Source organism: Celeribacter ethanolicus (assembly GCF_001550095.1).
GTDB classification, from domain to species: domain Bacteria; phylum Pseudomonadota; class Alphaproteobacteria; order Rhodobacterales; family Rhodobacteraceae; genus Celeribacter; species Celeribacter ethanolicus.
This window is the reverse complement of sequence record NZ_LRUC01000010.1, coordinates 103,648-121,453: the sequence shown is the minus strand read 5'-3', so window position 1 is coordinate 121,453 and position 17,806 is coordinate 103,648. Positions and strand designations below refer to the sequence as shown.

Genomic DNA, 17,806 nt, shown 5'->3' with positions numbered 1-17,806 from the left:
CGCTTTCGGCGCGGGTTTTTTATGTCCGGAAAGGGTAGGGGGCTTAGCCAGCCTGACGTTCCTCAAAGCTGAGCGCGATGAAGGAGGGCAGGTGATCTCCAAGGCCCACGACCTTGTTGTCGTCTTCCTTGCGGCCCCGGCGCGCGCGATTGTCAGAGCGCGGTTCGGACCTCGGAGCCTCTTCGCGCGGGGCGTCTTCGGCCTGTGCTTCGACGGGAGCTTCGGCTTTGGGCGCATCAGTCTTGGGGGCATCCTCGGGTTTGCGTTTGCGCGACCGGGTGCGTTTCGGTTTCTCACCGCGCTGCTCCGTCTCTTCTTCTGCGGGTGCGGCATTCCCGAGCGGATTGTCCATCCGGGGGATTTCCTTGGTCAGAAGCGTCTCGACATCAGCGAAATTCTTTTCGTCGCGCGGCTCGACCAGCGTGATCGCCTTGCCATCGCGGCCCGCGCGACCGGTCCGGCCGATGCGGTGAACGTAATCCTCGGCATGGCCCGGCACGTCGAAGTTGAACACATGGGTTACGGAGGGCACATCGAGACCACGGGCGGCAACGTCGGAGGCTACGAGGATCTTGATCTTGCCGGCCCGGAAGCCGTCGAGCGTGGCGTTGCGCTGGCTCTGGTCCAGATCGCCGTGGATCGGGGCCGCGTCATAGCCGTATTTCTTGAGCGACTTCGAGACGATATCCACATCCGTCTTGCGGTTGCAGAAGATCACCGCGTTCTGAAGCGTCGCACCTTCCTGGTCGATCAGGGCGCGCAGCACGGCGCGTTTCTCGCTTGCGGCACGGTCGCGGCGGGAGCCTTTGAACATCACCGCGTGCTGTTCGATCCGTTCGGAGGCGGTCGCCTGACGCGCCACTTCGATCTTCGCAGGCGCAGAGAGGAAGGTGTTGGTGATGCGTTCGATCTCGGGGGCCATGGTGGCGGAGAAGAACAGTGTCTGGCGGGTGAAGGGCGTCAGACCGAAGATGCGCTCGATGTCCGGGATAAAGCCCATGTCGAGCATCCGATCGGCCTCGTCCACCACCATGACTTTCACATCGGACAGGATCAGCTTGCCGCGCTCGAAATGGTCCAAAAGACGACCGGGCGTGGCGATCAGAACGTCGACGCCCTTGTCGATCAGCGCGTCCTGTTCCTTGAAGCTCACACCGCCGATCAGCAGCGCTTTGGTGAGCTTCATGTATTTCGTGTACTGATCGAAGTTCTCGGCAACCTGCGCGGCCAGTTCCCGCGTCGGGCAGAGGACCAGAGAGCGCGGCATGCGCGCGCGCGCCCGGCCACGGGCCAGCATGGTGATCATCGGCAACACGAAAGACGCGGTTTTACCGGTCCCGGTCTGGGCGATGCCCAGGACGTCACGGCCCTCAAGCGCGGGCGGAATCGCTCCGGCCTGAATCGGCGTGGGTGTCTCGTAGCCGACATCTTCGATGGCTTTGAGAACTTTCGGAGCGAGATTGAGATCGGTGAACTTGGTCAAACTGTGCCTTTCGCGATGGTGCGGCTGTGAAAATGGCCGCAAAACCCCGCGCGGCCCGCCCGGCCATATTGCCGGAACGCTTTGGCGCGTCTTCTACGCTTCAATCACAAAAAGGTCAAGGAAAGGCCGATCTGTCGGGCTCAGCCGCCGACAACCTCTGCATTTTCCAGAATTGCCGCCTGCCATGTCTCCGGGTCGAGCACCGGTTTCATGTTGCCCTTGAGCGTGATCCGCGCGCCTTCCTCGAGCCCCTGGATCGGGGTGTTGAGGCTGACCTGAACCGAAGCGCCATGGTCGGCACTGCCGCAGAACGGGCAAAGCCCCATGTCGGAGACGAGGATCAGATCGGTGACATCCGCGCCGGGCGTCAGCGGAACGGCATAGCCGGTCAGCTCCATTCCTTCGATGCCGTTCTTGAGCCGCTCCGGGAAGCCCTTCTTCACCTCGTAGCTGCTGTCAGTCACGATCTCTTCGATGGTGATCCCCTTGAGCAGGTCCCAGCCGGAGGTCTCGGCAAGGGCTGGCAAGCCCAGCGTCGAGACGGCGGTGGCGGAGAGGCCGGCGGTAAGGGCGAGGCGGCTGACGGACATGAAGGCTCCTGAATGATGAGGGTGTTCTTGGCAGTTTAGCCGATCCGTGCCGGGAGGGAATCCCCTTTTGGCACGGATCGGCAGAATGCCGCGCTCAGCCGTCTGGTCAGATCATCATTTCCTTGGTCGCCGACAGTTTCAGCTCCGGATAATCCCGCTCGATCCGGTCGATGTCCCATTGCAGACGCGTCAGGAACACCGGATCGCCATCGTGATCGTAGGAAATATGCTGTTTGTTCGCGTTGATAAACTTGTCCATTTCCAACTTCGGACCGCTCACCCAGCGCGCAGATGTGAACTGTGATGCGTCAAATCGAACAGGCAGGCCATATTCCAACTCAATGCGCGAGGCCAGCACTTCGAATTGAAGCGCGCCGACAACGCCGACGATAAAGCCAGAGCCAATCGCCGGTTTGAACACCTTCGCCGCGCCTTCCTCGGCGAATTGCATCAACGCTTTCTCGAGGTGCTTGGCCTTCATCGGATCGCCCGCGCGGACGCCTTGCAACAATTCCGGAGCAAAGCTCGGAATGCCGGTCACACGAATGTCCTCGCCCTCGGTCAGCGTGTCGCCGATGCGCAATTGCCCGTGGTTCGGAATGCCGATGATGTCCCCGGCCCAGGCCTCTTCCGCCAATTCGCGGTCGGAGGCCAGAAACAGCACCGGGTTCGAGATCGCCATCGGCTTTTTCGACCGCACATGCATCAGCTTCATGCCACGTTTGAAATGCCCGGAGGCCAGCCGCACAAAAGCCACCCGGTCGCGGTGTTTCGGGTCCATATTGGCCTGAACCTTGAAAACAAAGCCCATGACCTTGTTCTCTTCCGGCCCGATGGCGCGCGGTTCGGCCGATTGCGGCTGCGGCACGGGGCCGTATTTGCCGATCCCGTCCATCAGCTCCTTGACGCCGAAGGAATTGATCGCGGAGCCGAACCAGATCGGTGTCAGGGTGCCATCCAGGAAGGCCTGGCGGTCGAACGGCGGCAACAGCTCGCGCGCCATCTCGAGCTCTTCCTTGAGCTGCTCCAACAGATGCGCGGGAACGTGGTCGGCGAGTTTCGGATCGTCCAGCCCCTCGATCTTGATGCTCTCGGCCACCTTGTTGCGGTCGGCGCGGTCCATCAGTTCGAGACGGTCATTGAGCACGTCATAGCAGCCAAGGAAATCCCGTCCGACGCCAATCGGCCAGGAGGCGGGTGTCACGTCAATCGCAAGGTTTTCCTGGATTTCGTCAATGATCTCAAGCGTGTCCCGGCTTTCGCGGTCCATCTTGTTACAAAAGGTCAGGATCGGCAGATCGCGCAGACGGCAGACCTCGAACAGCTTCTGCGTCTGGCTTTCAACGCCCTTCGCCCCGTCGATCACCATGATCGCGGCATCCACAGCGGTGAGCGTGCGGTAGGTGTCCTCGGAAAAGTCCGAGTGGCCGGGCGTGTCGACAAGGTTGAACCGATAGCCCGAAAAATCGAACGACATCGCCGAGGCCGACACGGAAATCCCGCGGTCCTTTTCCATCTGCATGAAGTCCGAGCGCGTGCGTCGCGCTTCGCCTTTCGCGCGCACCTGACCGGCCATCTGGATCGCGCCGCCGTACAACAGGAACTTCTCCGTCAACGTCGTCTTACCGGCGTCCGGGTGCGAGATGATGGCGAAGGTCCGGCGACGTGCAATCTCCGGCGGCAATTCGGGGGCGTTATGGCTGCGATCCAACATGCGCGTTCATATACGCGCGGGTATGCGCCCCGGCAATGGGCCAGAACACTCTGCACACAACAAAAACGCGCCCTGATGCGCGCTTTTCCGTTTCCTTTGCTGCTCCAAATACTCAGCTTCCGGAGGCCGACCGCAGCACGTCGGCGGCCACCGAAGGCTCCAGCATCCCGTCGCGCAGCTCGAAGGCCCGCGGGGTTTCTGCATGGGCGTGTTCTGAGGCGATCCGCGCCTGCACATCCTCGGGCAGGAACGGTTTCACACGCCCGTCGACGAACATGCTCTCGGCAGCGATACCCTCGGCATAGATGATCTCATGGGTGTCGAACAAAAGCTGGAAATAGTCGACAAACCCGCCCTCGGACTGGATCACATTCTGGCCGTTGACCAGAAGCTTCGCCTTGACCAGAACTTCCGCCCGACCGGCGTGCACCGCATCGCGGCGCTGGTAGATGAAGATCCGGTGGTTTGGCGACACGATCAGGTCATGGGCGTTGTTCAGCGCGCCTTCCTTGATCACAATGGGGGCGAAGGCCCCGGTCGCTCGCACGGTCTGACACCCGATCCAGCGGACCTCCTGCGGGCCGTGGTCGCGGGTTAATACGCGATCCCCGACCGTGAGTTCTTCAATGGGTTTCTGCATGCCGTTGGCCAGAGTGATCCGTGTGCCGCGGGTAAAGGCGACACAGGCGACATCGGAAAGCCGTGTGCGCACGGTGTTCTCGTCCAGTTTCACGAGCACATATTCCACATCCGGCTGCATCGCAGCAAAGGGCAGGAAATAGGTGCCTTCGATCAGGCCGCCCGCGTCGGTTTCGACGAGCAGCAGAACCTCGATGGTATTGCCGGAGCCGGCCATGAAGGTCGCGACGCAGTCGAGGTGCAGATCGTGCCCGGGCGCGCCAAGCTCGGACCCTTCGGCCACGCGCAACTTGTCACCATCGACGTTGACGGTGAGCCGCTCGCGTATGGCCTGTTTGCGCAATTCATAGACATCGGCCAACTCAAGCTCAGCGGCATTCGCAAGCGGTTCGCCCAGGTTCACCCCATTGGTGACCCGCAACGCGCTTGCGCGATAGACTGCAAGGCTCTGCACCGGCAGGCCGGTCTGGCCGTCCATCCGAGCCTGCATGTGATGATCCCTGCTGACTGCCGTCATGCCTTTCCCCAACACTGTCCCAAATCCCCTTTCCCCCGAAAAGGTCCATTGTCAGGAACGGCATTTGGCGGAACCGTTCCGAATGCCGGAGGCGATCCGGCACTCAGGTCCGCACGCAAACCGGAGCGCGATCCTGCCCGTGACAACGGAGGTTCCATTATGCCGGGACTCGGTGTCATTGTACATAGAAGTACATAGAAACGCCTCTTCGCCGGGTGAGCGGGGTATACTTGGTAAAACACTCCCATTGTGATCGGAAACAATGGCGGGATTTGGGCGAGAGTGGTTCTTTCTCCGTCGCAAACCCCGGTTTATCCGCTCCGGGCGAGTCGCACCGGGGTGCGCAGTTGGCGGATGACAAGCCGGGGTGCGGGTTCTACATATCGGACAAGAGTGTATCGGAAGGAGAATGCGATGGATCTCGGGATCAAGGGCAAACGGGCGCTGGTGTGCGCCTCCTCGAAAGGGCTGGGGCTGGGCTGTGCCCGGGCGCTGGCGGAGGCCGGGGTCGATCTGGTGATGAACGCCCGCGGCGCAGAGGCGCTCGAAGCCGCCGCCGCCGAAATCCGTACTGAGTTCGGCGTCACGGTCGACACGGTTGCCGCCGATGTGACCACGGAAGAAGGCCGCAGGGCCGTGTTGGACAAGGCGCAAGGCATCGACATTCTCGTCACCAATGCCGGTGGCCCGCCGCCGGGGATGTGGACGGATTGGGAGCGCGAGGATTTCATCAAGGCGCTCGACGCCAACATGCTGGCTCCCATTGCGCTGATCAAGGCGCTGGTGCCGGGGATGATGGAGCGCGGCTGGGGGCGTGTCGTCAACATCACCTCCGTCTCCGTGAAGGCGCCGATCGGCGTTCTGGGGCTGTCGAATTCGGCGCGTGCGGGGCTTACGGGCTATGTCGCGGGCACCTCGCGCCAGGTCGCGGGCGCGGGCGTGGTGATGAACAACCTTCTGCCCGGTTTCCACGCCACCGACCGCATGGTCGGGATGGACGGGGCACTGGCCGAACAGGGTGGAACCACGCCCGATGCGGTTCGTGCCGAACGGTGCAAGACCATTCCTGCCGGGCGCTACGGCACGCCCGAGGAGTTCGGCGCCACCTGTGCCTTCATGTGCTCGCAATTCGCGGGATTCATGATCGGCCAGAACGTCCTTCTGGACGGTGGTCAGACCAACAGCACGATGTAAGACACAGCATAAAACATAAGGGAGCGCGCCATGAGCCACGCCGAGGTGCAGGACTATTACGGCAAGGTGTTGCAGGGATCGCAGGATCTCAAGACCAACGCCTGCTGTTCGCCGGATGCGATGTCGGACGGGTTGAAACGCGCGCTTTCCAACATTCATGACGAGGTGCTGTCGCGCTACTATGGCTGCGGGCTGATCGCGCCTGCGGCACTGAAGGGCGCGCGGGTGCTCGATCTAGGCTCCGGGTCCGGGCGGGACGTTTACGCGCTATCGCAATTCGTGGGCGAGGACGGCTCTGTCGTCGGTGTCGACATGACCGAGGAACAGCTTGCCGTTGCCCGCCGCCATCAGGACTGGCATGCGGAGCGCTTCGGTTATGCGCAATCCAATGTGGAATTTCATCAGGGCTATATCGAGAAGCTCGACGCGTTGCCACTCGAAGAGGGCAGTTTCGACGTTATCGTCTCGAACTGTGTTCTGAATCTCGCCATGGACAAGCCCGCCGTGCTGCGCGAGGCCTATCGTCTTCTGAAACCCGGCGGGGAGATGTATTTTTCCGATGTCTACGCCGATCGCCGTGTGCCGGAGGCGCTGCGTGCCGATCCGGTGCTCTACGGCGAATGCCTCTCCGGCGCGCTCTATTGGAACGATTTCGAATATATGGCCCGTGCCGCCGGGTTTGCCGATCCGCGTCTTGTGACCCATCGGGCGCTCACGGTCGAAAATCCTGCGCTGGAGGCCAGGGTCGCCCCGATCCGGTTCATCTCCGCCACCTATCGTCTGTTCAAACTCGATCTCGAACCGGAATGCGAGGATTACGGCCAGGCGGTGATCTACAAGGGCACCGTGCCGGAGATGCCGCATGTGTTCGACCTCGATGCCGGGCATCAGATTGAGACGGGCAAGGTCTTTCCGGTCTGTGGCAACACGTTCAAGATGCTCGCCGACACGCGCTTTGCACCGCATTTCGAGTTCATCGGCGATTTCTCCACCCATTACGGCATTTTGGCAGGCTGTGGCGGCACCAGCCCCTTCGACAGTCTCACCGAGACCGGCGCCCCCGCCTCGGGCGGCTGTTGCTAAGGCCGTTGCCGCCTGATAGGGAAGTTGAGACTTTTCGTCAGACAAAGACCGCACCTTTGACCGAGCCCGTGACCGATCCCCGTTTGGAAATCCGCAACATCCGCCGCCGCTTTCAAGGCCGTGAGGTGGTCTCTTACGTATCGCTCAAGGTCATGCCGGGGCAGGTGACCTGCCTGCTTGGGCCGTCGGGCTGTGGCAAATCCACGACGCTGCGCATCATCGCGGGCGTCGATATGCAGGATGAAGGCGAGATCTACGTCGACGGCCAACTGGTCTGCGATACGGTATTTCGCGTGCCGCCGGAACAGCGTTCTATCGGGCTGATGTTTCAGGATTTTGCACTTTTCCCACATTTGTCGGTCTCCGAAAACGTGGGTTTCGGCCTAAAAGGCCACAAATCCGACAAGAAGCCCCGGATCGAAGACCTGCTCGACAAGGTCGGGCTGCTGTCGGCCTATGACAAATATCCGCATGAGCTGTCGGGCGGCGAACAACAACGCATCGCGCTGGCCCGTGCGCTTGCGCCGCGCCCCTCGATCATGTTGATGGACGAACCCTTCTCCGGCCTCGACGAGCGGTTGAAGGACGATATTCGCGACAGCACGCTCGACGTGCTCAAGGCGGAGAACACCGCTGTTCTGCTGGTGACTCACGAGCCGCACGAAGCGATGCGCATGGCCGACGAGATCGCGCTGATGCGGGACGGGCGCATCGTCCAGCAGGGTGCGCCCTATAATATCTATAACGCGCCGACGGATCGCAAGGCGGCGGCCTTTTTCAGCGACATCAACGTGATCCATGGCACGGTTCAGAACCTTGCCGTCACCACGGCCTTCGGGGAATTCTTTGTCCCCGGTCAGCCGGACGGTACGGAGGTGGAAATCGTCATCCGGCCACAGCACTTGCGCATCGACTTCGACCGCGCCGGGCGTGGCCCGAACCCGACGCCGCAGGACGGCACGCCCGCGCGTGGCGTGGTGCAACGGGCGCGGTTCATGGGCCGCGAGAGCCTTGTGGAATTCAAAATGGATTTCGACGGTTCGGTGCTCAAGGCGACGGTTCCCTCGGTCTTCCTGCCGAAACCGGGTACGCCGATGTGGCTGATGATGCGCCGGGACCGGTGTTTCGTCTTCCCTGTGAATACGTAACCGACGCTACCGGGCCTCGAAAACCTTGGACGCTTTCTGAATCGCGAGGAATTCAGCCAGCGTTTTCCCTGGCTCGTCGCGAAACTGCGCGCCGGTGTCGATGGTGCTTTCGATCCGGTCGACGCGAAAGGTGCGAAAATCGTCACGGGTTTCGCACCAGGCGGACATGGTCCAGACCCGGCCCCAGTAATCGAGCTGCAAGGGCCGCACCAGTCGGGTGGTTTTCGTCCCGTCCAACGACAGATAGGCGATGCGCAGGACCTTTTTTTCCCGCACGGCCGTCCGCAAAAGCGGCATGTGGCGAAACCCGGTGCGCGCGTCGGCGAAGGCAAAGGGATGCACCGCCATGCCCCAACCGGCGGCGGGCGGGCCGGTGTTTTCCGGCAAAACCGCGTCGATCTTCGCGGCAAGGCTTTTGGCATTCGTGGCAAGGTCCGGATCGGTCGCCTCGCTCAGGATCGCAACGGCGAGGTGCAGTGCCTCCAGCTCTCCCATCGTGAGGTTCATCGGCGGCAGGGTGATCGGTGCAGTGACCATATAGCCGACGCCGCGCTCGCCCTCGACCGGGACGCCCGAAGCCCGGAGCGTGGCCATATCGCGCCAGATCGTGCGCTCGGACACCTCGACACGTTCCGCCAATTCCCGCGCGGTATGCAATTTGCCATCGCGAAGGATCTGGATGAGATCGAACAGGCGGTCGCTGCGCCGGATGCCGGTTTGCTTGCGACCGCCTGCCATGATCAGATCGTGACCGCTGTCGTGCTGCGGAACAGCGAGACGGGTGCATGCGCCATCTGAACGCTGTCGCGTGCGACCAGGGCCATGAAGGCCTGCGCCTCGGGTGCGGCCATGAAACCTGCATCGGCCGCCTTGGCTGCCGCCTCATTGACCCAGATGTAATCTTCGCGCCAGAGCCCGGTCTCGTCGCGGGACAGCGTGCGGGCACACAGCCCCGCACAGCGGTTGAGATAGTCGTCAAGTGCGCAGGCCACCGCCATGAACTCCGTCTCCGTCACACCATCTTTCAGGCGAAAGGTAACGGTTTCAAGTATTTGAATGTCAGTCATCGTTTTTCTCCGATTCGGTTGCGATGATCTGAGACTGCGCGCCCATAACTGACATAAACCTGTCAGTTGAAGAGTTCCACCTTCATATCTCGCGCCAATGTTGTGCAACAGGGCCGCAGGCGCGATTTTGCGCTTTTCCTTCCCTGTCGAGCCTTCTAATTCTGGGACCCGCGAGATTAGACAGACGGGCCAATGCCCCTCTCAGATGGAGACTGACATGCTCAACAACATCGGCCTTCCGGGCCTCCTGCTCATCGCCGTCGTGGTGCTGGTCCTTTTCGGCCGCGGCAAGATCTCCGGCCTCATGGGCGAGGTCGGCAAAGGCATCACATCCTTCAAGAAGGGCGTGGCCGAGGGCACCAAGGAAATCGAAGACGAAGCCGCTCAGGTGGCGAAAGACGTCACTCCCGAAGACGAGAAAGACAAGGTCTGAGCCTTTTCGGCTTGGACTTTCGGGGCGGGGCGACCCGTTGGCGTGGCTTTTAGACAAGGCGGTGCGGGATGTTTGACATCGGCATGTCGGAACTTCTGATCATCGGGGTCGTGGCGTTGATCGTCGTCGGCCCCAAAGACCTGCCGGGCATGTTCCGCACGCTCGGGCGGTTTACGGCGCGGGCGAAATCCATGGCGCGCGAGTTTTCCCGTGCGATGGAGGCGGCGGCCGATGAAACAGGTGTGAAAGAGGCGGCGGACGCTTTGAAGGGCGCGGCCAATCCGAAGAAATTCGGCCTCGACAAGCTCAATGAAGCCGCCGACAAGTTCGAGAAATGGGACCCGACCAAAGCGGCGGAGGGCAAGGCCGCTGCGAAGACGACGGCGCTGCAGAAAGACGAGCTGAGCCCGGAGCGGGCCGAAGCCGCCCAGAAAATCTCCGATGCGGCGGCGAAGAAGGCGACCGAGCGGCTTCAGGCCGAGTTGGATGCCGAAGAGCAGGCGAAGAAGGACGGCGAAGCATGAGCGACAGCGACATCGACGACAGCAGCGCGCCGCTGATCGAACACCTCGCAGAATTGCGTACGCGGATCATTCGCGCCGCGTTGGCGTTCATCATCGCGATGGTGATCTGTTTCGCCGTGGCGGGGCCGATCCTCGATTTCCTGCTGATCCCGATCGAGAAAACCATGCGGTCTCTGGGCAACCCGAACCCGGTGATGCAATACACCGCGCCGCAGGAATATTTCTTCACGCTGATCCGTATCTCCATGGTGGGCGGTCTGGCGCTGGCCTTCCCCGTGATCGCCTATCAGCTTTGGCGTTTCGTCGCGCCGGGGCTGTATAAGAACGAGAAAAACGCCTTCCTGCCGTTCCTGATTGCCTCCCCGGTGCTCTTCCTGATGGGGGCGGCTTTTGCGCAATTCGTGGTCGTGCCGCTGGCGATGACCTTTTTCCTTGGCTTTGCCGATCTGCCGTCCTTTGTGGGGGCGCTGGTGACCAGTGGCGGCGATGTGGCGACCGCGACCAAGGACACGGGCATCGACATCGTGTTCAACGGTAAGGTCAACGAAAGCCTTGATATCACGTTGAAAATGATCGTGGCCTTCGGGTTGTGTTTCCAGCTTCCAGTGCTCTTGACCCTGATGGGCAAGGCTGGCCTCGCCTCGGCACAGGGGCTGCGCTCGACCCGGAAATATGCCGTTGTCGGCATCCTGACCGTCGCTGCCCTCGTGACGCCGCCGGATGTGACGACCCAGCTCATTCTCTTCACCGTGGTTTACGGCCTTTATGAAATCTCGATCTTCCTCGTCGCCCGCGTCGAAAAGAAACGCACCGCTGAGCTGCGCGCCGCCGGTGTTCTGGACGAAGACGAAGAGCTGTTTTCTGAGTTCGACAAAGAAGATTAAGAATGAAGACTAAAGCACTCAAACGTATCGCCGAAGCGCTGGAACGCATGGCCCCCGCGCCGCTGGCCACGCCAGATTTCGACGTCGCAGATGCCTATGTCTGGCAGACAGAACCGGACGCGCTTCATCCGGTGACCAAAGTGTCGCGCGTGGATATTTCGCTCCTGATTGGGGTGGACCGGTCGCGCGATACGCTTCTGGAAAACACCCGCCAGTTTGCCCGAGGCCTCCCCGCCAACAATGCGCTCCTTTGGGGCGCGCGCGGCATGGGGAAAAGCTCTCTCGTCAAGGCGGTGCATGCGGCGGTGAATGCCGAGGGGACGCCGCTCAAGATCGTCGAGATGCAGCGCGAGGATCTGCCTTCCGTGGCGCGTCTGCTCAATCTGCTGCGTGGCTCCGGGTATCGTTTCGTGCTGTTCTGCGATGACCTGTCGTTCAGCCATGACGACGAGCATTACAAATCGCTCAAGGCGGTGCTCGACGGCGGGATCGAAGGCCGCCCCGACAACGTCCTGTTCTATGCCACCTCGAACCGCCGCCACCTGATGCCGCGCGACATGATCGAGAACGAGCGCAGCTCTGCGATCAACCCCTCCGAGGCCACGGAGGAAAAGGTCTCCCTGTCTGATCGCTTCGGGCTGTGGCTCGGCTTCCATCCCTGTTCGCAGGATGAATATCTGGCGATGATCCGGGGCTATTGCACGGAATACGGCGTCGAGATCGACGATGAGACATTGCGCGCCGAAGCTATCGAATGGCAGGCGACACGCGGCTCGCGGTCGGGCCGTGTGGCATGGCAGTTCTTCACCGATCTGGCTGGACGCAAGGGCATCAAACTCGGCTGAGTATATGAGTCATCAGAAAGCCCCAAAAAACGAAACCCCGATGTGTGAAGCACATCGGGGTTTTTCATGAGGTTTTCTGATGGTCTAAATACTCAATCCCGATCAGTTCAGGTAGGGCGTCGGGTCGACCGTCTGGGTGCCCTTGAAGACCATGAACTGCAAGGCGTTGAATTCGTTGGCCGTCACTTTGGCAATCGTCTGGCCGCGTTTGACGCTGTCGCCCTTGTTCACCGCGATGTCGTCGATGAAGCTATAGGCTGTCTGCAACCCGCCGCCATGGTCGATGACCATGATTTTCACCCCGTCGGCATTGGTCGAGATCAGCTTGACCGTGCCGTCCTTCGCGGCTTTGACCGGGGTTCCGGCCGTGGCGGCGAAGAGGATGAATTTCGATTTCGTCTTGTCGTAATCGCGGATGATCGCGCCGGAGACGGGTTTCGTCATTTCCGAGGTGGTGCTGGTCTGGGTCGCGCCGAGATCGGCCGCCGGTTTGGTCGTCGCGGGCGCGGGCTGGGCCGCGGCCGGATCGGGCAGCGGCTCGGAGGCCGAAGGCGGCGTCGGCGTTGGTGAGCCTTGCCCCGGTTCGGTTTCGGCGGGGGCTGTCGTCACTTCGGAGGCCTTCACCGGGATCAGCAGGTAACGCCCTTCGGTGACGGCGAGATCGGAGCCGAGCCCGTTCCAGTCGGCGAGCGCGCGCACGGAGATGCCGTATTTGCGGGCGATAGAATAGGCGGTCTCGCCGCGTTGCACCTGGTGACGCACGGGTTCCATGCCCTCGATGGGATCGGAGGCGGTCGTCTGTGTCATCGTCGTGCTGGTCGTCGTCGTTTGACCGGTTTGGGCGTTGCTGAGCCCTTCCTCGGCAAGTGCTGTGATGTCGATGCGCTCGCCGGTGGCGATGGTGCCCGCGCGCGTCGTGCCCGACGTGCCATCGACACGGCGGGGCAGGGCGATGACTTCGCCTTCGCGGAGCGTGACGTCTTCGGTGATGCCATTGTAGCGGGCGAGATCGCCAGCGGGCAGACCGGTGCGCGCCGCGACCGAGGCGATGGTGTCGCCGCGTTTGGCGATGGCCACCTGATAATTCGGATAGGAAATGATGCCCTGCGCGTTCGGCGTCGGTTTCGCCACGGTTTTCGCCTCATTCGCGGCGGGCGCGGTGGAGAACGCATCGGTCATGCCCCGAAGATCGAAGTCGATCGGCTTGTCGCAGGCGGTCAGCGCCAGAGCGGCACAGCCGGCAAACATCAGGCGCAGGGTCTGGCGGGAAGGGGAAATCGTCATGGCTCTGTCCTCGGTTCGGACCCCGCCTCTCTCATGGAGGCTTTGTCCTTTTTACATTCGTGACGCTGGTTCTGTGTCACGCTCACTCCTGACCCATCCCCTCGACGAGGGGCACGAAACGCACGGCGCGCAGTTCTTCGTAATCGAAACCCGTTTCCAGCCGCGTCACCTTGATCAGGCTCTGCACGGCATCGGACTGACCCACCGGCAGAACCATGATACCGCCTGTTTTCAACTGCGCCAAGAGGGGGCCGGGAGGGTCTTCGGCGGCGGCGGTCACAAGGATGCGATCAAACGGCGCCTGATCGGGCAGGCCGAAGGAGCCGTCGGTGGGCATCGACGTGATGTTGACGATGCCGAGCCGGTCGAAGATCGCCTGGGCTTCGCGCACCAGTCGGATATAGCGGTCGACCGTATAGACGCGGCGGGCGAGGTGGCTCAGGATCGCGGCCTGATAGCCCGATCCGGTGCCCACTTCCAGGACCTTGTCGCGCGGTTGCACGTTCAAAGCCTGGGTCATCAGGCCGACGACGGAGGGCTGCGAAATGGTCTGGCCGCAGGCGATGGGCAGCGGCATGTCCTCATAGGCGCGGGCGGTGAACAGGCCTTTGACGAAATCGCCCCGGTCTACCTTTTCCATCGCCGAAAGCGTGCGAGCATCCGTCACGCCCTTGGACCGGAGCGTGTAGAGGAATTGCATCTGGGTTTCGGCATCCATTGCCATCAGAGGGCGGCCTCCAGAGCGGCGAGCGCATCATGGGCGGTCAGATCGGCGCGCATCGGTGTGACTGAGATATGGCCCTCGAGATTGGCAGTGACATCGGTGCCCGGGCCGGTGTCGACCGATTGCTCGGACCCGCGCACCCAGAGGAACCGCCGCCCCGTCGGAGACACCTGTCCTTCCATCACGAAGCCCGCGGTCTTGCGCCGACCCTGGCGGGCAACGAGGATGTCTTTCACATCAGAGGCCGGGATCGGAGGGAAATTCACGTTGTAGAACAAACGGTAAGAATCTTCCTCGCCCCAGGGCGCATGGTCCAGAAGATGTTGGATGACGCGTGCGCCATGGACGGCGGCAGCCTCGAACGGGTCCTCTGCTTCGTAATTGCGCGGGCCGAGGAATTGCGACAGGGCGATGGCTTTCACGCCCTGAAGCGCGGCCTCCATGGCACCACCGATGGTGCCGGAATACATGACGTTTTCGCCTGCATTGTTGCCCCGGTTGATCCCGGAAAGCACCAGATCGGGACGGCCCGGCAGGATGTCGTGGAACCCCGCGAGCACGCAATCCGCAGGCGATCCCTCGGCGGCCCAGCGGCGGGGGCCGAGTTCGGAAATCATCGTCGGATTGGCGTAGGAAATGCAATGGCCGACGCCGGATTGTTCGAAGGCCGGTGCGACGGTCCAGACCTCGCCCCCGGGGCCGGCGATCTCGGTCGCGATGGCTGCGAGCGTCCTGAGGCCGGGGGCGTTGATGCCGTCGTCATTGGTGATCAAAATACGCATGGGGCCGCTTTCTGTTGTCTTGCTTTCCTCCTTAAAGCAGGCACGGAATCGCGGCAAGCCACGGCCCTCAAAAGAGCCGCTGAAACCTTGGAAAAGCCGGGTTTTGACCGGTTCAGAGCAGCCCGGCCTGTTTCAGAAGACGCGGGGCCTCGTCGCGCGGGTGTGTGAGGCCGGATTTGTCCTCGCCCGGGAAGAACCGCGCGCGTGTCGCGGTGGGCATCGGTGCGGGCGTCAGCACATGGATGCGCGGGGCTTTCTCGACCTGTGCGGTTTCTGCCTGCCAGCTTTTCGCCATGGCGATCTGCGCGGCTTTCGAGGCCCCATAGGCGCCGAAGAACTTTTCGCCCGCATGCGGATCGTCGAAAAACAGCACATCGCCCGGCGTCGCGGCCATGTTCAGAAGCGGCGAGACCATGGGGATCAGCTTACCGGTGGCGATGACGTTCGTATTCATCGTGCGGTCGAAATCCTTCGGGTCCATATGGTCGGCGGGCGACAAAAGCTGAGTGTAAACAGCGGTATGCGCCCAGAGGTCGAGATGCCCCCAGCGGTCGTAAATGCCGCGACAGAGATGCGCCATGGCGTCCGGGTTGGTGATGTCCATGGGGGCAAGCGTCGCCTGACCACCACGGGCCTTGATCCGGTCGTCGAGCTCTTCGAGCGCGCCGGTAGTCTTGGCGACGGCGACGATGTGATAGGCGGGCGCGAGCGCTTCGGCGAGGAAGAAACCAAGGCCGCGCGAGGCGCCGGTGATGAGGGCGATTTTCGTGTTCTCTGTCATGACAGCGGTGTGGCGTTTGCGGGGGCTTGCGTCAAGTGGGTTTGAGCGCGCTGCGATCCAGTGTCCCGGTGGCCTCGTAGAGATCGAGAAGCTGGTCGAGAGAAATCTCTTTTATTTCAAGTTGTTCTACCTGCGGGCGCGCGGAGCCGTCGCCGAAGGTGAGGGTCACGGCACTGTCCAAAGCGAGCAGAGGCGAGAGATCGTTGGCAAGATGAGCCGTGGTCTCGGCAGGCACGGGGCCGCCGTCCAGCAACTCGAGATAGGCGTAAAACACCTCATGCGGCACCTCAGCCCAAAGCGCCACCATCAGCGCCTCGTCCGAGCCGCGAATGGGCAGGGCGAGCGTGGCACGGAGGTAGCGTTTGTTGCCCAGACGGCAGAGCTCGGAGGCCAGTTGATCCTCGCCTGCCTTGACGAAGGGCTGATCGCCACGGGGCTCATGGAGCCACTCGGACGGGTGATCGAAGCCGATGTCGATCACGCCGCCAAAGGCGCCCTCCGGGTCGGTGAGCGCCCGCCAGCGGGGATCGAGATCGAGCAAATTTGCCATGTCGGCTTTCTGTCGGCTTTCTGTCGGACTTTTGTCGGACCCTTTGCAGGGACCTGCGGGCGGCGATGTTATTCCGCCGCTGTCTTCATCTCGAAGCCTTTGGCGATCATGTCCGAGGGCACGACCGGGTATTCGCCGGAGAAGCAGGCGTCGCAATAGCGCGGCGCTTTCGGATCACGACCCGCAGCCACACCGGCGGCGCGATAGAGCCCGTCGAGCGAGATGAACTGAAGGCTGTCGACGCCGAGATACTCGCGCATCTCCTCGACCGACATCTTGGCGGCCAGAAGCTTGTCCCGATCCGGCGTGTCGACGCCGTAGAAACAGGGCCACATGGTGGGCGGAGAGGCGATGCGGAAATGGACCTCGGCGGCGCCGGCGTCCAGAAGCATGTCCTTGATCTTGCGCGAGGTGGTGCCGCGCACCACCGAGTCGTCCACGAGGATGATGCGTTTGTCGCGAATGAGCGCCCGGTTGACGTTGAGTTTCAGACGCACGCCCATGTTGCGGATCTGTTCGGACGGCTCGATGAAGGTCCGGCCCATGTACTGGTTGCGGATGATGCCCATGCCGTAGGGGATGCCGCTTTCAAAGGCAAAACCGATGGCCGCCGGCGTGCCGCTGTCGGGCACCGGACAGACGAGATCGGCATCCACGGGGGCCTCTTTCGCCAGTTCCACGCCGATCTGACGGCGGGTCTCATAGACCGAGCGGCCTTCGAGGATGCTGTCGGGGCGGGAGAAATAGACATGTTCGAAGATGCAGAAGCGCGACGCCTGCTGTTCGAACGGTTTCGAACTCGTGACTTTGCCATTGTCGGAGATCACCACCATTTCGCCGGGCTCGATCTCGCGGACAAACTCGGCGCCGATGATGTCGAGCGCACAGGTCTCGGACGATAGCACATAGCCTTTGTCGCCGACTTTGCCCAATACGAGCGGGCGCACGCCACGCGGGTCGCGCACACCGATGAGTTTGGTGCGGGTCATGGCGACGACGGAGAAGGCGCCCTCGACCCGGCGCAGCGCGTCTTTCATCCGCTCGGGGATGTTGCGTTGCAGGGAGCGGGCCATCAGGTGAATGATGCATTCGGAATCGGAGCTGGACTGGAAAATCGAGCCGCGCTCGATCAACTCGCGACGCAGCGCCTCGGCATTGGTGATGTTGCCGTTATGGGCAATCGCCGCGCCACCCATGGCGAATTCACCGAAGAAGGGCTGCACGTCGCGGATTGCGGTGGTGCCTTTGGAGCCTGCGGTCGAATAGCGGACATGGCCGATGCCGATGGAGCCGGGCAGGGTTTCCATCACCTTTTGCGAGGTGAAATTGTCGCGGACATAGCCAAAGCGGCGGGCGGAGTGAAATCCGGCCTCGGGGTCGTAGGTGACGATGCCGCCCGCTTCCTGACCGCGGTGTTGCAGGGCGTGAAGGCCGAGCGCGATGAAGGAGGCGGCGTCGGTGACGCCGATTGCGCCGAAGACGCCGCATTCCTCTTTGAGCTTGTCATCGTCGAACGGGTGAGACGGGGGCATGGTGCGCATGAAGCCTGGCTCCGAATCCTGTG

General features: G+C 62.1%; 19 protein-coding genes. 7 read left to right on the top strand and 12 right to left on the bottom strand.

Features of this window, described 5'->3' with window-relative positions:
- Nucleotides 1-43: 43 nt before the first annotated feature.
- The 4 genes from NH195_RS05020 to NH195_RS05005 all read right to left on the bottom strand — a co-directional run bounded on the left by NH195_RS05020 (nt 44) and on the right by NH195_RS05005 (nt 4,943).
- Nucleotides 44-1,483 carry a DEAD/DEAH box helicase gene (locus NH195_RS05020; protein WP_066704058.1) on the bottom strand — a complete coding sequence of 480 codons (1,440 nt, stop codon included), beginning with the start codon at nt 1,481-1,483 and terminating at the stop codon, nt 44-46.
- Nucleotides 1,484-1,623: 140 nt separating this feature from the next.
- Complete coding sequence (locus tag NH195_RS05015; protein WP_066704056.1) at nt 1,624-2,073, bottom strand: hypothetical protein; 450 nt, start codon at nt 2,071-2,073, stop codon at nt 1,624-1,626.
- 106 nt (nt 2,074-2,179) lie between these two features.
- Entirely contained in the window at nt 2,180-3,787 is a 1,608-nt protein-coding gene (locus NH195_RS05010; protein ID WP_066704053.1) for a peptide chain release factor 3, read from the bottom strand.
- Nucleotides 3,788-3,899: 112 nt separating this feature from the next.
- Nucleotides 3,900-4,943 (bottom strand): Hint domain-containing protein, encoded by a 1,044-nt coding sequence (locus tag NH195_RS05005; RefSeq protein WP_238379698.1) that lies wholly within the window; start codon nt 4,941-4,943, stop codon nt 3,900-3,902.
- A gap of 414 nt (nt 4,944-5,357) precedes the next feature.
- Here NH195_RS05005 and NH195_RS05000 point away from each other — a divergent pair, with 414 nt between their 5' ends.
- The 3 genes from NH195_RS05000 to NH195_RS04990 all read left to right on the top strand — a co-directional run bounded on the left by NH195_RS05000 (nt 5,358) and on the right by NH195_RS04990 (nt 8,368).
- Entirely contained in the window at nt 5,358-6,137 is a 780-nt protein-coding gene (locus NH195_RS05000) for an SDR family oxidoreductase (protein ID WP_066704050.1), read from the top strand.
- 30 nt (nt 6,138-6,167) lie between these two features.
- On the top strand, nt 6,168-7,220 hold the full coding sequence (locus NH195_RS04995; RefSeq protein WP_066704046.1) for a methyltransferase domain-containing protein: 1,053 nt from the start codon (nt 6,168-6,170) through the stop codon (nt 7,218-7,220).
- A 68-nt stretch (nt 7,221-7,288) separates the two neighbouring features.
- Nucleotides 7,289-8,368: an ABC transporter ATP-binding protein gene (locus NH195_RS04990; protein ID WP_066704481.1), complete on the top strand. Its 1,080-nt coding sequence runs from the start codon at nt 7,289-7,291 to the stop codon at nt 8,366-8,368.
- Between the two features lie 6 nt (nt 8,369-8,374).
- Here NH195_RS04990 and NH195_RS04985 read toward each other — a convergent pair whose 3' ends face one another.
- Entirely contained in the window at nt 8,375-9,106 is a 732-nt protein-coding gene (locus NH195_RS04985; protein ID WP_081423786.1) for a helix-turn-helix transcriptional regulator, read from the bottom strand.
- 2 nt (nt 9,107-9,108) lie between these two features.
- The gene (locus NH195_RS04980; protein ID WP_066704044.1) at nt 9,109-9,435 is read right to left on the bottom strand and encodes a hypothetical protein; all 327 of its coding nucleotides are present in this window, start codon (nt 9,433-9,435) and stop codon (nt 9,109-9,111) included.
- A gap of 217 nt (nt 9,436-9,652) precedes the next feature.
- Here NH195_RS04980 and NH195_RS04975 point away from each other — a divergent pair, with 217 nt between their 5' ends.
- From NH195_RS04975 to NH195_RS04960, 4 genes are all read left to right on the top strand, one after another.
- Nucleotides 9,653-9,868: a twin-arginine translocase TatA/TatE family subunit gene (locus NH195_RS04975; RefSeq protein ID WP_066704041.1), complete on the top strand. Its 216-nt coding sequence runs from the start codon at nt 9,653-9,655 to the stop codon at nt 9,866-9,868.
- A gap of 68 nt (nt 9,869-9,936) precedes the next feature.
- Nucleotides 9,937-10,392, top strand: coding sequence for a Sec-independent protein translocase protein TatB (gene tatB, locus NH195_RS04970; RefSeq protein ID WP_066704033.1), 456 nt, complete (start codon nt 9,937-9,939; stop codon nt 10,390-10,392).
- A complete protein-coding gene (gene tatC, locus NH195_RS04965) occupies nt 10,389-11,276 on the top strand; it encodes a twin-arginine translocase subunit TatC (RefSeq protein WP_066704030.1) in 888 nt (295 codons plus the stop codon). Before tatB ends, tatC begins: the two co-directional genes overlap by 4 nt.
- Nucleotides 11,277-11,278: 2 nt before the next feature.
- Nucleotides 11,279-12,121, top strand: coding sequence for an ATP-binding protein (locus NH195_RS04960; protein ID WP_066704027.1), 843 nt, complete (start codon nt 11,279-11,281; stop codon nt 12,119-12,121).
- A gap of 102 nt (nt 12,122-12,223) precedes the next feature.
- Here the strand turns inward: NH195_RS04960 and NH195_RS04955 are convergent, their stop codons facing one another.
- The 6 genes from NH195_RS04955 to purF all read right to left on the bottom strand — a co-directional run bounded on the left by NH195_RS04955 (nt 12,224) and on the right by purF (nt 17,783).
- Nucleotides 12,224-13,405 carry a LysM peptidoglycan-binding domain-containing protein gene (locus NH195_RS04955; protein WP_066704025.1) on the bottom strand — a complete coding sequence of 394 codons (1,182 nt, stop codon included), beginning with the start codon at nt 13,403-13,405 and terminating at the stop codon, nt 12,224-12,226.
- Nucleotides 13,406-13,487: 82 nt separating this feature from the next.
- Nucleotides 13,488-14,129: a protein-L-isoaspartate(D-aspartate) O-methyltransferase gene (locus tag NH195_RS04950; protein WP_066704022.1), complete on the bottom strand. Its 642-nt coding sequence runs from the start codon at nt 14,127-14,129 to the stop codon at nt 13,488-13,490.
- The gene (gene surE / locus NH195_RS04945; protein ID WP_066704019.1) at nt 14,129-14,911 is read right to left on the bottom strand and encodes a 5'/3'-nucleotidase SurE; all 783 of its coding nucleotides are present in this window, start codon (nt 14,909-14,911) and stop codon (nt 14,129-14,131) included. Before surE ends, NH195_RS04950 begins: the two co-directional genes overlap by 1 nt.
- A gap of 112 nt (nt 14,912-15,023) precedes the next feature.
- Complete coding sequence (locus NH195_RS04940; RefSeq protein ID WP_066704016.1) at nt 15,024-15,692, bottom strand: SDR family NAD(P)-dependent oxidoreductase; 669 nt, start codon at nt 15,690-15,692, stop codon at nt 15,024-15,026.
- A 31-nt stretch (nt 15,693-15,723) separates the two neighbouring features.
- Nucleotides 15,724-16,242: a DUF2199 domain-containing protein gene (locus tag NH195_RS04935; protein ID WP_066704013.1), complete on the bottom strand. Its 519-nt coding sequence runs from the start codon at nt 16,240-16,242 to the stop codon at nt 15,724-15,726.
- Between the two features lie 68 nt (nt 16,243-16,310).
- Nucleotides 16,311-17,783, bottom strand: coding sequence for an amidophosphoribosyltransferase (purF, locus tag NH195_RS04930; protein ID WP_066704010.1), 1,473 nt, complete (start codon nt 17,781-17,783; stop codon nt 16,311-16,313).
- Nucleotides 17,784-17,806 lie beyond the last annotated feature (23 nt).

Excerpts from the sequence above, each read along its gene's own strand:
- NH195_RS05015 (WP_066704056.1), bottom strand. The coding sequence starts at position 2,073 with ATGTCCGTCAGCCGCCTCGCCCTTACCGCCGGCCTCTCCGCCACCGCC.
- NH195_RS05010 (WP_066704053.1), bottom strand. The coding sequence starts at position 3,787 with ATGTTGGATCGCAGCCATAACGCCCCCGAATTGCCGCCGGAGATTGCA.
- NH195_RS05005 (WP_238379698.1), bottom strand. The coding sequence starts at position 4,943 with ATGACGGCAGTCAGCAGGGATCATCACATGCAGGCTCGGATGGACGGC.
- NH195_RS05000 (WP_066704050.1), top strand. The coding sequence starts at position 5,358 with ATGGATCTCGGGATCAAGGGCAAACGGGCGCTGGTGTGCGCCTCCTCG.
- NH195_RS04995 (WP_066704046.1), top strand. The coding sequence starts at position 6,168 with ATGAGCCACGCCGAGGTGCAGGACTATTACGGCAAGGTGTTGCAGGGA.
- NH195_RS04985 (WP_081423786.1), bottom strand. The coding sequence starts at position 9,106 with ATGGCAGGCGGTCGCAAGCAAACCGGCATCCGGCGCAGCGACCGCCTG.
- NH195_RS04980 (WP_066704044.1), bottom strand. The coding sequence starts at position 9,435 with ATGACTGACATTCAAATACTTGAAACCGTTACCTTTCGCCTGAAAGAT.
- NH195_RS04975 (WP_066704041.1), top strand. The coding sequence starts at position 9,653 with ATGCTCAACAACATCGGCCTTCCGGGCCTCCTGCTCATCGCCGTCGTG.
- tatB (WP_066704033.1), top strand. The coding sequence starts at position 9,937 with ATGTTTGACATCGGCATGTCGGAACTTCTGATCATCGGGGTCGTGGCG.
- tatC (WP_066704030.1), top strand. The coding sequence starts at position 10,389 with ATGAGCGACAGCGACATCGACGACAGCAGCGCGCCGCTGATCGAACAC.
- NH195_RS04960 (WP_066704027.1), top strand. The coding sequence starts at position 11,279 with ATGAAGACTAAAGCACTCAAACGTATCGCCGAAGCGCTGGAACGCATG.
- NH195_RS04955 (WP_066704025.1), bottom strand. The coding sequence starts at position 13,405 with ATGACGATTTCCCCTTCCCGCCAGACCCTGCGCCTGATGTTTGCCGGC.
- NH195_RS04950 (WP_066704022.1), bottom strand. The coding sequence starts at position 14,129 with ATGGCAATGGATGCCGAAACCCAGATGCAATTCCTCTACACGCTCCGG.
- surE (WP_066704019.1), bottom strand. The coding sequence starts at position 14,911 with ATGCGTATTTTGATCACCAATGACGACGGCATCAACGCCCCCGGCCTC.
- NH195_RS04940 (WP_066704016.1), bottom strand. The coding sequence starts at position 15,692 with ATGACAGAGAACACGAAAATCGCCCTCATCACCGGCGCCTCGCGCGGC.
- NH195_RS04935 (WP_066704013.1), bottom strand. The coding sequence starts at position 16,242 with ATGGCAAATTTGCTCGATCTCGATCCCCGCTGGCGGGCGCTCACCGAC.
- purF (WP_066704010.1), bottom strand. The coding sequence starts at position 17,783 with ATGCGCACCATGCCCCCGTCTCACCCGTTCGACGATGACAAGCTCAAA.